The organism is Longitalea arenae (assembly GCF_016924755.1).
Lineage (GTDB): Bacteria > Bacteroidota > Bacteroidia > Chitinophagales > Chitinophagaceae > Niastella > Niastella arenae.
In genome coordinates this window covers 273,987-288,076 of record NZ_JAFFJX010000002.1, presented here as the reverse complement: position 1 = coordinate 288,076, position 14,090 = coordinate 273,987, and the positions used below count along the sequence as shown (strand labels likewise).

Sequence of the window (14,090 nt, the reverse complement as noted above, 5' to 3'; positions counted from 1 at the left end):
TTAATATCTTATGAAGTTGATAGTTAATTGGATCATTCCAATGCTGTGTGCTATATATGTATCATTGGTTATTGGCCAGCATTTTACTCCTACCGCTTTCAGGTATCTTTTTTTAGCCTTTTTGTTCTTTTTCATCGCCCGGCTGTATTTAAAAACGTTTACTGAAAAGCATAAAGGAGAACCACTTAATAAGAAAATCTTAATTACCGCATTTATTTTATCAATAGTAATAACGTGGCTTGGCAGAAATTATGTGGTGCCGGAAGTTGTCAGAAGCAGGAGGGTTGCCGAAATAACCCTCACCGCGTTGGGAAAAAAGAATGAGAAGTCTTCGGCTTACGAGGTTTGGCTGAAAGAAATTAATAATAACGGACCGGTGGATCTACATGCCCTGCCATTAAACGGCGGGTGGAAGCTGAAAGATAATAGTGCTTATGCGGCAGACCAGTTTCCCGCTACATTACATGTTAAACTTGACTACGTTTCAAAAAATGCTTCGCTGGTATTTCTAAAACACGGATGGTCGGGCATGGTACAGATCACCAATGGAAAGGAGCAGGAAATTATCGACCTGTATGCCGATGAAAGCAAAGAATATAAATACCCAGTCGATGTAAAACAGGCAACCGTGTTAAATGATTCAGCCGCTTCGCATGTGACAGGGTATGTTCTATCCGCTCTGTTCTATGCGATCTTCTTTTATTTCCTTTTTTATGCATTTTTGGGCAGGCGGCTATCAAAACGGTAAAATACAGTATTCCTATACCTTTACACAGTTTATAATAATCTGCCAATTAATGCGTATATTTAAAGTTCTGCCTTTTTTAGGCGTAAAAAATGAATGCATTAGAGCATAAAAAATAATCATCACAACTGCCACATTGCTTCAATAAAAGCTGTCAATACAAAAACCGGAGAGGTATTTGCCATTCTGAAAGAAAAAAACGCATATTTTTCTTATAAGGTTTATATAAATTTATAATTTGAATCCAATTAACAACTTACTTTATATACTATGTTTTTGAACGAAGATAAAATCAGGGCGATCGTCAGGGAAGAATTGAGTACGAATAACAAGGTAATGAATGATGCTTTTAACAAGGTAGATATTCCAACCCATTCCCCCACGATTACAGAAGATATCATTAGAAAGATCATCCGGGAAGAAGTAAACAACAATAATGCTGCTATCAGCGGATTTGTTAAACAAAAGGATGAACATGTTCCTTTTGCGGTTTATATGGGAGAAGGTACTGTATTGACCAGGGCATATACTGATATTTTATACCTTGTCAGCAGTTATGATTGTACGCTGGCGCCTCACTTTATTGTGCATGGTGTTTATGAAAGCGAACTAACAAAATACTTCCTCAATAATGTAAAGGAAGATTCAGTGTTTGTAGATGTTGGCGCCAACTTCGGATATTATTCCTGCCTGGCAGCCAAAAGGGTCAATGCCGGCAAGGGTGGAAAGGTGCATTCTTTTGAAGCAAACAGAAATGCGTTTGCGTTGCTTCAAAAAAACATTATGATAAACTGGATTGACTGGAATGCAGTTTCATTGAATTATGTTGCATTGAGTGATAGCGAAGGCACTGTACAATTTAAAAATTACAAGTATAGATTTGGGGGCTCACAGATGGATTCTTACAATGAAGACTCTGAAGGTATTAATACTGCCGAAATAGTTACCGTAAACGCTAAAAAAATGGATCAGATCCTTGGTGCAGGCGCCAGGGTTGATTTTATAAAGATAGATGTGGAAGGTGCTGAATTTAAGGTATTGAAAGGCGCCGAAAATGTGATTAACAACAATCCGCAGGTTAAATTACTGATCGAGTGGAATAACGATCAGTTCAGAGGTCATGGCGCAAGCCCGGAAGAAGTTATTGCCTTCCTGAAAGGAAAAAAATTGCAGCCATACAGATTGGACTGGCGCGATGGCAGCGCTTCAGAAGTGACTTATGACTACCTGGCCTCTACCTCAGATCATGTTTGTGCTATTTTATTTACCCGAAAATAAGGAATAAGCAAATAATTGCATGAGATCAGATGGTTTAACAAACTACATCTGTTCTCATGCACGCTTTGCTGTTTCAACTGTACCTTTGGCTGGTTTAATAGTTTGAAAGGGCCAATGATGATAACAGGCTATTAAAGCAAGCAGTAAAAGCAGGATGGTGGTTACCTCCAGAAAAGACTTCAATGACTGTTTGAGTCCGTTATCCTTTGCAAAGAGGCCCGAACGATTACTTTCCAATTCTGTATTATACCGGCAATTGTAAGCATGTTCGTGTTGATGCGAATAAGATACGATATAATTGCTTTTTAATTCCCAACCCTTTGATAATAGCGTGTCTGTTTTTCCTTCACAACCCCGGAAAAACCAAAATAAAACTGAGTAAGTGAATTTTGGTATTCGAAACAAGCGCAGGATAAAATGATAATAAAACGGCAATCAGGTATTTAAACAATATGCTTCGCTGAGAAAACATGTCTTTGATTTTAGCGAAATCCGAATAGTCTACTTTCTTCTTAACTTTTCTTTGATCGTGCCAAGAAAACTACGGGTTTCATAGGTTCTTTTATACCATTCAATTTCATTCTGAAGCTTACTGATGTCGCCCAACAATTTATTGATAAGCTGTCTGTTTCCTTCAGCCGTTTCCTGGACCTCACGGGCGTTAGCCTCAAACATACTGATGGCAAGATCTTTCTGTTGCAATACCTTTTTTAATTCTTCTATTTCCTTGGCCTGTTCTTTTATAGTAGCTTTTTTTTCAGCGAGCTCCTGTTCAATAAAACTACGTATGTTATCAAGGTTCTGCCTGATCATGTCGTGGCTCATGACCCCGTTTAGTTGTTTCTCCATGGTTGACTGTTTAATTGGCATTTACAAGGGCCGGCTTTAAATAATTATCCATTGCAATATGATTGCCAGCATATAAATGCCTGTACTTGGTAAAGGTATGATTTACATTAAAGGATTCTTTACCATGAAGCGCTGAAAATTCACCCATGATATTGAGCATACTGCTATTGTTAAAATATTGCAACAGTTTCACAATTGCTTCTGAGTGATTTTTAAACAGATCGCCATTTAAACATGATTTCACCAGGTCACGATTACCTACACTGTCTGTAAGCAGCACCGGCTTTCTCAAAGCAAGGGCTTCCAACACAGCATAGGGCAGACCTTCGAAGTTGGCAGTTGATACGTACACATTTGCGGAGGAGATCAGGCGGGCTACTTCCTCGCCAGGTAACCAGCCGGTGATCGTTATATTAGAAGCAGTTAAAAGGTCTCTTTCAGGTCCATCGCCAATCCAGATAAATTCAAATTGCTGAAACTCTTCAAAGTACCGGGCGATACTGTTGAACAGGGCAGGATTCTTCTGGTTGATGATCCGTCCGCTGGTTACAATGCAGAACTTTTTATTCGCAGGGCTGGCGTCATAGCTGCCATGGCTACGGCGGTCGAATGTTATTCCATTATTAATAGTGATCGCCGAAATGCCAGCTTTTTCATACTCAGCCTGTTCTGAAGGCGAACAACATACTACCTGGCCGCCGAAACCACTTCCAAGGCGTTCCAGCACCCTGTAAATGTAGTTGGATACCTTACTGGTTCCCACTAAAAAAGGAGCGCCATTGGGTGTATAAATTACATTGTTGATTCCCAGTAGTTTACATACAATTCTTCCAATAAAACCACTTTTTGAGGAATGCAGGTGTACTGCATCTATCTGGTGTTGTTTTTTAAGCCGTTTTAAGATCCTGTATAATTGCAGAAATGCGGCAAAGTCTTTAGATATTTTAATGCTCCTTTGCGCTGAATGCCAACGGACAAAACGGGCGTTAGTGCGGGCAAACAGTTTTCTTATATCCGTAAATCTTGTAACATGGGCTCTTTCGCCATGCACAATAATATGCTCATCATTGGGCATATTCTCAACCAAGGATTTAACAAACATGACGATCCCCCCTGCAAAAGCCTCCGCCACATGTACTATTTTCATAATAAATGGATTTAATGGTAAACAGCAAGCACGTTGTGTATCAGGAACTTTGGCTAAATAAGTCCCTAATTTCTTCATATGGCATTTGTTAGTGTGTTATATTGTTACATATTATACTCCATACAAGGTTCTCTTTACTGCAAAAACAAGCTTGTATGGAATAATAAGTAATAACCTTAGTTTAAAAACTCCCAAATAACGTAAAACCCTATTTTTTCCGTATTCTTTCACCACTTTTATCCGGCTTTTTAACTGCTTTTTTCTTGAACTCAGCGAAATTCCTTTGTGATTGATCTCACAGGTTACCAGATATTCCGGAATAATGGCGCCTTCTCCCTTCTGCATTAATTGGTAAAAAAAACCGTAATCTTCCGCGTCCGGAAAGCTATAAGGGTATAGTTCATTGTCTTTTATGGCATCACATCGCCACATAACAGTAGGGTGGATGAAAATATTCCGAAAATGCATACCCCTTTTAATATTATTATGCCGGGTGGGGGTAATATAGCGGAATGCTACATTGGTTGTGTAATCTTTAAATATGCACCAGCTGCCAACCAGGTTCACCTGTGGGTTTTGTTGTAAAAATGCCACCTGGCGATAGAACCGTTCTGGTGTGCAGGTATCTCCACAATCGAGCCTGGCAATATAGCTGGCATTATCCTGATCCAGGATCCACTGTAATCCTGCATTCAAAGCGGTTGTAATGCCCTTATTAGAAGGTAATTGTATTATTTCAACGGATATATTGCGGGAAATTTGCTTATATAGCTCATCAAGGGTAACAGGTTGATCGCTGCCATCATCAACAATCACCACTCTATACTTATCTGCATCATACTGTACACTTTGTAACGAATGAAGCAGTCCCGACAGGTTATTGTAGAAGGGTATTAACAGGTAAAAATCAATTTTATGGGGATGAGAATCCATGTTCTAATAACAGTTATACGATCTAACCTCAGCTCACAGTGGTTTTTTATTAATAGTGCAAATGTAAAAGCATTTTTAAACATTTGTGAATTAATGGACTGCAAAAATGCCTTAAAACGTTGCTTAAAAGAAAGTATAAATCATGCTAACTGTGCCATTTGAGCAATAACCGTGTTGTTTTAGCAAATATTCGTGCAGTTTTTGACAATATTCGTGAAAGCCAAGCGGGTCAAAATAAATCGTGAAATATTTTTAAACCTTTTTTGGTGCAACCTTTCTTAAGTTTGCATTGTCAATGGTGTGATTTTATAGGTTTATATCTTGTTTTAACATTTAATTATTAGGGATTTAAGTGATTTTGTTGTTTTAGATGTTAAAAGTGTAGTTAAAGGCAGAGGCAGGCACTAATACGGCACTAATTTCGTTAACAAAATCCTTGAAGAACCATAATACCTATGCTATGATCGAGCAACCTGAAAATTTGGTTTATAAAAGAGTAAAGTTTTTTACTGAACACCCTTCATCCCTTAGACTTTATCTTGAGCGGAAACAAGGATATTTCGTGGCGAAGCGGTGTTTCGATATAATGGCATCCCTGATGGTGATCGTTCTCTTACTGTCATGGTTACTGCCTGTATTGATGGTCTTAATTAAGCTTGATTCAAGAGGACCGGTTTTCTTCAAACAAAAGCGTGTAGGGTTTTTAGGCCGGGTGTTCTGGTGCTACAAACTGCGTACGATGTACATTAATAAGGATGCTGATATCCGTCAGGCCAGTGAGAATGATCCCCGTATAACCCGGGTAGGTAGTTTCTTACGCGTTACCGGTCTGGACGAGTTCCCTCAATTTTTCAATGTGCTGCTGGGACAAATGAGCATTGTTGGCCCGCGCCCACATATGCAAGCCGACTGTAACAAATTTGCCGGTGCTATTAACGGATACAAATTCAGGAACCTGGCAAAACCCGGCATCACCGGTTTGGCGCAGATCAAAGGTTACCGCGGCCCTACCAAAGATTTTGAAAGCATTTTCCACCGTTACCAGTTCGATGCATTTTATGTTCGCAATGCCAATTTCTGGTTAGATATTCGTATTGTGCGTAAGACTGTTGCTCAGATCATTGGTGAAGTATTTGCCACCGTCTTCAAAAATAAGAATGCGAAGAATGTAACTGCTGAAGAATGGAACCCTTCTTCCCTTAAGACGATCCAGAACTAGTGCACTGGTTCATTGCTTGCCGTATTTTCCCTGCCATATTTTAGCATTGCCATAGCTGTTTGATATTGACTATCCTCATCCTCCCCAACCTTCCCGGTCGAGATTTCTATACGCAATAGCTTCTGCCACATGTTCCGGCAAAATTGTTTCACTGGCCGCCAGATCAGCAATAGTGCGGCTTACTTTCAAAATGCGATCATAAGCCCGGGCTGATAAATTCAATTTATTCATAGCCGCTTTTAACAGCGTATGCCCGCTTGAATCAAGTTCACATACTTCTTTTAATTGCTTACTGTTGATTTGAGCGTTGCAGTAAACGCCGGCCTTGTTCTTGTACCGTTCCGTTTGAATATTTCTTGCATCGATCACCCTCGCTCGGATCTTTTCAGAAGACTCCCCATTCTTATGCGCACTTAGGTCATTAAACGGAACGGGCGTCACTTCTACATGCAGGTCGATCCGGTCGAGCAAAGGCCCTGAGATCCTATTGAGGTATTTATGTACAGCGCCCGGCGCACAGGTACACTCTTTCTCAGGATGGTTATAAAATCCGCAGGGGCAGGGGTTCATAGAGGAGATCAGCATAAAACTGGCCGGAAAGTCAATGGCTACTTTAGCCCGGCTGATGGTTACCCGCCGCTCTTCCATCGGCTGCCGCATCACTTCAAGCACACTTCGTTTGAACTCCGGCAGCTCATCGAGAAATAAAACACCGTTATGCGCCAGCGAAATTTCACCAGGCTGCGGAATACCACCTCCACCCACCAGTGCTACATCGCTGATGGTATGATGAGGTGAACGGAAAGGTCTTTTGGCGATCAGGGTCGCATGCTCGGGTAACTTACCTGCTACTGAATGAATCTTCGTAGTTTCGAGGGCTTCGCGCAACGATAGTGGGGGCAGGATACTGGGCAGGCGTTTCGCCAGCATCGTTTTACCAGCTCCCGGCGGGCCAACCAGTAAAGCGTTATGACCACCGGCTGCAGCGATCTCCAGCGCCCGTTTGATATTTTCCTGGCCTTTTACTTCGCTAAAATCAAATTCAAAATCATCCTGTGCGTGAAAGAATTCCTCCCGTGTATTAACAGCTACCGGTTGAATACTGTCTGCATCATTCATAAAATTGATCAGCTCGGTGAGGTGCCCTATGCCATATACCGGGAGCGCGTTCACCATACCGGCTTCGCGGCAGTTTTGTTTAGGAACGATCAAACCTTTAAAGCCTTCCTTGCGGGTAGTAATGGCGATGGGCAAGGCGCCCCTGATGGGATGAATGGTGCCATCGAGATTGAGTTCACCCATGATCACATAATCTTTTAACCTGTCGGCATCATTCAGTTGTTTGTTGGCGGCAATGATGCCAATAGCAATGGCGAGATCAAAGGCAGAACCACTTTTCTTTATATCGGCAGGCGCCAGGTTGATGACGAGTTTGGTGCGGGGCATCTGGTAGCCGATGGTTTTTATAGCGCTTTCTACCCGTTGCAGACTTTCCTTTACGGCGCTATCTGGTAATCCTACAATATAATAGTGGATATTGCCCGGCATTACATTTACCTCCACCGTAATGGTAATGGCTTCTACCCCGTACACGGCGCTTCCATACGTTTTGACAAGCATGAATAAAGTTTATGGTTAAACGTATGGAAAGATAATAAAAAATATTTATTTGATGGAGGACTCTGTTCTTACTTGTACTAAGTTTGAATAAAGAGTGTTATTTTATTTCCCGCACGCTGCCTTCAAACAACAGGTTTACCTGCGGATCGACAACGATTGTTGCGGGGCGCGATTGTACAGGCAGTGTAAAACTCGTTTCGGAAGCTGTAATGGTGAGCTGTTTTTTTAGCTCGCTGCCGATCTGTACAGTGAGCGGAAAAAAATAGGGCTCTTTTTGTTGCTGTATAACAGTGATGTTTACGGCTTTCTTTATAGCACTGTATGTCCAGCGAATATCCAATTTGGGATGGCCTGCTGTATACAACCATTGGTGAAAAAAAGGTTTCAGATCGGCGCCTGAAACTTCCTCCATTACCTTACAAAGATCATTGGATACCGCATTTTTACCGGCATACCTGCTATAGTAGATTCGAATACTTTTCCAAAACAAAGAGTCTCCAAGCTGCCGCCGCAACATATGTAACACCCAGCCGCCTTTTTGATATGAGTTGGCATTCAACAGTTCCATATAATTAGTCACTGATGTATCAACAACGGGCCGCAGTTTCTTTTTGGAGAAATCAATTACAATATCCCGGTTCTTTGCCAGCATTTTATTTGCTGTGTCGATCCCATATTTGTGTTCAAAGTATAAAACGGTCATGTAGGTAGCAAAGCCTTCGCTTAACCATAAGTGGCTCCAGTCGGCTTCGGTAGCCATATTACCAAACCATTGATGGGCTATCTCATGGGCAAGTAATGCTTCGCTCTTGCGAGTACCAGTGATGGACGTTTCGTCTGAATAAAAGATCGCACTGGCATTTTCCATGCCACCGAACATCGTAGTTGATTCTACATTTGCCAGTTTTTTAAAAGCATATGGACCTACATTTTTTATAAAAAAGGGGAGAATGTCAACTGCTAGTGCATAATCATAAAAGCCTTTGTCTTTTTCTTCCGGGTAAACCCAGCTGGACACATGGATATCCTGTACAGTCCCGGCCTGCTGAATGGCAAACCGCGCAACGCCGATCACCATTATTTTGGTTGAAAGGGGCATAGTTTCCGAATAATGAGTGCGCCGTTGCCGGCCGTTCAGCGATGTATCTTCTATTTTTATTCCGTTTGAAATGACCTCGTAGTGAGCAGGAGCGGTTACAATAAAATCAAGCGCGGCTTTATCGGACGGATGGTCAACACAGGGCAGCCAGTGCCGGGCGCGGTTAGGCCAGTTATCAGCAAAGAAAACGCGATGACCAAATTTGTTATTTGTAATGATGAGTCCGTTAGCGGGCACTCCTTCGTATATAATCTGGATCTTTTTCCTTTCTCCTTTTTTGACGATGGCTGGGAATCGCATGATGAGGAGGTCGTTATTATGAGAGAAATTAAGCGGTTTTCCATTTTCGGTGATCTGTAAAACCACCATACCTTTTTTAGTATGGTCCTTTGAAATAAGGTCGAGGCTGATGGCCTGGGTATCTTTTGTAAACAGAATTTCTATGGCTGCATTTCCTTTTATCAGATCATTTGTATCGTTAAGCGCGATGGCAAATTGATAATGCTGTACATCAACGGCGGCACCAGGCCGCTGGGCAGCTGTAATCAATGCACTGGCTAGTGTGGCTATAAACAGCCATATCTTTTTCATACAGCAGTTTACAACTTTTCCAGCAGATCCACTACCTTTTCCCTTTTCAAAATGAGGTAACCCAGGCGGTCGTTGCTAATGCCTTCCCTCAACTGGTAACTGAACTCAAGCTGATCTTCTTTAACGGAAGTTTCAAAAAAGCGGAAGCTGATATTGGGGTATTGTTTCAGCTCTTCGCCGATCTCGTATAAATGGGTAGAAAGAATGAACAGCGAACTTTTTATTCTGATCAATCCTTTTATCACCACCGAGGAACATTTCATGGCATCCTGTACATTCGTGCCTTTGAACAATTCGTCAATCAACACCAGCCATTTGCGACCGTCATTGATCTTGGTAATCGTATTTTTAATGCGCTGCACCTCATTAAAGAAATAGCTTTCGCCCCTTATTATATTATCAACCACATTGATATTGCTTAACAGACCATCGAAAAGCGTTAATCGCATAGACTCGGCCGGTACACCCATGCCCAGGTGCGCCAGGAAGACCGTGCTGCCCACTGCTTTAATGAAGGTGCTTTTGCCGGCCATATTGGCGCCGGTCAGGAAGAGGAAATTATTATCGGGACTTAATGTTACATCATATGGGATCGGTGTATGCAGTAGAATGTGATACAGCTTGTGCGCCTCAATAGCCGGTTGCGGCTGGTCGATGAACGCAGGAAAGCAAAGCCCCAGTTTTTTTACAGCTACGGCCATGGAATACCAGGCGTCGATACGGCCGTAAATTGCAATGAGTTCAAATGAAGAATGCCTGAACTCATCCCTGATGAACCGGCCGTAATATAATGTCTCGGTCCAGCTGAATTCTTTCCCACGCTGGCGGTCTCTCAGCTCGATCAATACCGGTTTATTCATCAGGTCGGCGGCGCGCCTTAAATAGGTACGTAACATCAATGGCGCATCGTCTTTATCGAGCAGCTGCACCAGTTGATGCATACCTTTCAGGAAGTCTGAAAAATGCGCAATGGAATATCGTACGAGGGAGAAATCGCCAACATTGCCGATTTTATAGATAAAAGCATTAAACGGGTTGGCGTTGGGAATTGTATCAACATTGCTGTCATAGAACTTTTCAATGACCATCAGCGTGCCATTGGTGATCTCGGTAGGCCATTGGTGCATCTGGGCAATGATCGACCGCAGGATCTGCTGGGTATCCAGTATAGGGCGCAGGTCACTGAATGGGTTGCTGAAGTATTTCAGCAGCCAGTCGCGCCCCTGGGAGGTCAGGGTAAAGCAAAGGCGGTGAAAAATGGAAAATTCTTCCTCATGCTGAAAAACCGACAGGTCGTTATAGGTGGTATTGTCCAGTTCCATGGATCTGCTGCTGTTGTTTTCGTAAGTTACCGATTAAATAACAATCGTTCTCCTTTATTAGACTCATTCCACTGTCCGTTTCCATAAACCAGGTTGCCGTTTACAAAAGTATGTGTAATGGCTGCCGGGAAGTTAAATTGCTCCAGCGGGCTCCAGCCGCATTTATACAATATATTTTCCTTTGTCGCTGTGGTGGTTGCATTCATATTAACTATTACCAGGTCTGCCTTATAGCCTTCCCTGATATATCCCCGGTCGGCGATCTGGTAGCAGGTAGCAACGGCATGGCTCATTTTTTCAACGACTTTCTCCAGGGAAATGCGGCCTTCTTTTACATAATGCAACATGAGCAGCAGGCTATGTTGCACCAGCGGCAAACCCGCATGGCACTTTTCGTAAGACCCCGGTTCAACAGCCGGCAGTGTTAATGCACCGGCCACATTCCTGCTTACGCCTTTTTCTTCCAGGGTATGAGGAGCGTGGTCGGTAGCAATTACATCCAGCCGGTCGTCGAGCAGCGCCTGCCAAAGCGCTTCGCGGTTATTGGGCGCTTTAATGGCAGGATTACATTTTATAAGATTGCCCAGCCGGCTATAATCGTTGCTGGTAAAATGCAGGTGATGTACACATACTTCGGCCGTGATATTTTTTTGACCAAGCGGCTTCATATTGGAAAACAAGGCCAGCTCTTTTTCTGTGCTGATATGTAGTATGTGCAGGCGGGTGTTATATTTCTGGGCAAATTGTATGGCTGCCAAGGAACTTTCAAAACAGCCGTGCTCATCACGGATCAACGGATGATCCGCCGGTTCCAATATCCCTTTTTCTTTTTTTAATCTTTCGAAGTTCGACCTGATGATCTTTTCATCTTCGCAGTGGGTAGCAATGAGCACTTCGCTTTCTTGGAAGATCTTATCGAGGGTGAGGTAGTTATCAACCAGCAAACCGCCGGTAGAAGAGCCCATGAAGATCTTGATACCACAAATATCTTTTTTACGGCTATTCGTTTTCAGTGCTTCTCCTGCATTTTCGTTGGAGGTTCCCATATAGAATGAATAATTTGCCAATGCGCTATTGGCGGCAATGGCATATTTTTCTTCCAGAAGTTCGTGGGTGAATACAGGCGGCATGGTGTTGGGCATTTCCATGAAGGATGTAACGCCACCGGCTACAGCTGCTTTCGATTCGGTATAAATAGTAGCTTTGTGCGTAAGGCCCGGTTCCCGAAAATGAACCTGGTCGTCAATGGCGCCAGGTAACAAATGCAAACCCTCGCCATTTATTTCAGTAACTAATATATCTGGTTGAATGTTACGATCTATCCTCTCAATGTGGCCGTTCCTGATCAGTACATCCTGTACGGCTGAAACGCCTTCATTCACGACCATTATATTTTTTATCAGGTAATTTTGCATATCTTGAAAAAATAATATTTTTAAAAACTGGCCATGCAATATATTATAAAAACCATTGTCCCCTTATTGTTTTTATTAATTCCAGTCGGGTTGTTAGCACAGTCAACGTATTTACCACAGGGTAGCAAACACCAGCCTTTTTTAAACCGGCTTGAAATATTGCTGCAAAGTAATGATGACCTCAATCTGGCTACTGTAAAGCCGTTAAGCCGCAGATTTGCCGTTCGTGCGGCCGAATACGCAGATTCAGTACATAAGGCTACCGGAAATTTACTATCTAAGGTAGATGAATATAACCTGCGCAGCCTCCTGATGAATAATTCAGAATGGGTGACCTCTACAGATACCAGTGATTTCTACAGTAAGAAAAGTATCTGGAACACTTTTTATAAAACAAAGGCTAATTTACTGGAAATAAATACCAGGGATTTTTTCTTCACCGTGAACCCTGTATTACAGGCAAGCCTATCTGCCGAAAGCGATTACTCAGGAGACCGGCTTTTTTTAAATACAAGAGGAATTACCGTACGTGGCCTCATTGCAAAAAAGATCGGGTTTTCGGCATACATGACCGATAACCAGGAGAGGGGACCGCAGTTCGTGCAGGAAAGAATAATCCGCGACGACGCAGTACCTGGTTATGGCTTTTATAAAGATTACAAAACAACGGCCACTGATTACCTGGATGCCCGCGGTTCTATCCATTTCACAGCTGCAAAATACCTCGACTTTCAATTCGGTTATGACAAACAATTCATCGGCAACGGTTACCGGAGTTTGTTTCTGAGCGACTTCAGCAACAGTTACCTGTTCTTAAAGATCAATACCCGCATCTGGAAGTTCAATTACATGAACCTGTTCACCGAACTGATCCCACAAACCATCAATATCAATGCGGGTAATAAACTGCTCGATAAAAAATATGCCGCTATGCACCATTTGAGTATGGACGTTACCAAGTGGTTGAACGTTGGGGTATTTGAAGCCGTTGTATTTGGCCGCGAAAATCATTTTGAATTTTCTTACCTGAACCCCGTCATCTTCCTCCGCCTGGCAGAGCAGCAAAATGGCAGCGCGGATAATGCGTTTGTGGGCATTGATCTGAAGGCAAATGTTGCCAAACGCTTACAGTTTTATGGACAACTGGTGCTCGATGAATTGGTGGTGAAAGAGTTGAAAGATGGCAATGGTTGGTGGGCTAACAAGTTTGCCATTCAAATGGGCGGTAAATATATCAATGCTTTCAGCGTGAAAAACCTCGATCTACAGGGTGAGATCAACCTGGTTCGGCCATTTACCTATTCGCATTTCGATAGTGTGGCCAATTACACGCATTATAATCAGCCCATGGCCCATCCTTTGGGCGCCAATTTTGTGGAAGCTATCGGTATTGTACGGTATCAGCCCCATCCCAAATGGACCACCTCGGCCCGTTTGATCGTTTGGAAACAGGGAACAGATACGGCGGACAGTAATTTCGGCTCCAATATTTTCATTCCCAACAGGAACCGCCCGGCCGGTGACTATGGGTATAAGTTACCTAATGGTCCCCGCGCCACCGGCGTAAATGCACAACTACTGATATCGTATGAAGTGAAAGAGAACCTGTTCCTCGAAGCTTCAGCCCTCATCAGGAATTATAAATCGGGGATTGGCAGTTTAAGCGATAGAAATTCTTCAGTCATCACTGCCGGCATTCGCATGAATATGTTCCGGCGGGAATACGATTATTAAGGCGCCATCCTTAGGAGGGTAGGCGAATAAAAAAGCAGGCGGCAATAATGCCGCCTGCTTTTTTATTCGGTGATACACCGAACGGGTTATAAGGGTATCACCATTGGAACCACCTCTTTAAGAACCTGTTAAAAATCA

Annotated in this window: 11 protein-coding genes; 4 read left to right on the top strand and 7 right to left on the bottom strand. The window is 42.7% G+C overall.

The genetic code is table 11. The features are described 5' to 3' along the window. Positions 1-10: 10 nt before the first annotated feature. Complete coding sequence (locus JT717_RS06175) at positions 11-748, top strand: hypothetical protein (RefSeq protein ID WP_205509328.1); 738 nt, start codon at positions 11-13, stop codon at positions 746-748. Positions 749-1,021: 273 nt separating this feature from the next. After that, positions 1,022-2,023, top strand: a complete 1,002-nt coding sequence (locus JT717_RS06170; RefSeq protein ID WP_205509327.1) for an FkbM family methyltransferase — start codon at positions 1,022-1,024, stop codon at positions 2,021-2,023. Between the two features lie 501 nt (positions 2,024-2,524). On the opposite strand, the gene JT717_RS06165 is transcribed toward JT717_RS06170, so the two are convergent. The 3 genes from JT717_RS06165 to JT717_RS06155 all read right to left on the bottom strand — a co-directional run bounded on the left by JT717_RS06165 (position 2,525) and on the right by JT717_RS06155 (position 4,952). Beyond that, a complete protein-coding gene (locus JT717_RS06165) occupies positions 2,525-2,872 on the bottom strand; it encodes a hypothetical protein (protein ID WP_205509326.1) in 348 nt (115 codons plus the stop codon). Positions 2,873-2,882: 10 nt separating this feature from the next. Continuing rightward, entirely contained in the window at positions 2,883-4,019 is a 1,137-nt protein-coding gene (locus JT717_RS06160) for a glycosyltransferase (protein ID WP_205509325.1), read from the bottom strand. A 111-nt stretch (positions 4,020-4,130) separates the two neighbouring features. After that, positions 4,131-4,952: a glycosyltransferase gene (locus JT717_RS06155; protein ID WP_205509324.1), complete on the bottom strand. Its 822-nt coding sequence runs from the start codon at positions 4,950-4,952 to the stop codon at positions 4,131-4,133. Between the two features lie 562 nt (positions 4,953-5,514). Between JT717_RS06155 and JT717_RS06150 the strand changes: the two genes are divergently transcribed. Then, a complete protein-coding gene (locus JT717_RS06150) occupies positions 5,515-6,171 on the top strand; it encodes a sugar transferase (protein WP_205509323.1) in 657 nt (218 codons plus the stop codon). Between the two features lie 75 nt (positions 6,172-6,246). Here JT717_RS06150 and JT717_RS06145 read toward each other — a convergent pair whose 3' ends face one another. The 4 genes from JT717_RS06145 to JT717_RS06130 all read right to left on the bottom strand — a co-directional run bounded on the left by JT717_RS06145 (position 6,247) and on the right by JT717_RS06130 (position 12,218). Further along, positions 6,247-7,791, bottom strand: a complete 1,545-nt coding sequence (locus JT717_RS06145) for a YifB family Mg chelatase-like AAA ATPase (protein ID WP_205509322.1) — start codon at positions 7,789-7,791, stop codon at positions 6,247-6,249. Positions 7,792-7,888: 97 nt separating this feature from the next. Continuing rightward, positions 7,889-9,481, bottom strand: a complete 1,593-nt coding sequence (locus tag JT717_RS06140) for a M1 family metallopeptidase (RefSeq protein ID WP_205509321.1) — start codon at positions 9,479-9,481, stop codon at positions 7,889-7,891. Positions 9,482-9,489: 8 nt separating this feature from the next. After that, positions 9,490-10,803 (bottom strand): MutS-related protein, encoded by a 1,314-nt coding sequence (locus tag JT717_RS06135; RefSeq protein WP_205509320.1) that lies wholly within the window; start codon positions 10,801-10,803, stop codon positions 9,490-9,492. A gap of 26 nt (positions 10,804-10,829) precedes the next feature. Then, complete coding sequence (locus JT717_RS06130) at positions 10,830-12,218, bottom strand: dihydroorotase (protein ID WP_205509319.1); 1,389 nt, start codon at positions 12,216-12,218, stop codon at positions 10,830-10,832. 159 nt (positions 12,219-12,377) lie between these two features. Here JT717_RS06130 and JT717_RS06125 point away from each other — a divergent pair, with 159 nt between their 5' ends. Continuing rightward, entirely contained in the window at positions 12,378-13,952 is a 1,575-nt protein-coding gene (locus JT717_RS06125) for a hypothetical protein (protein WP_240347859.1), read from the top strand. Positions 13,953-14,090 lie beyond the last annotated feature (138 nt).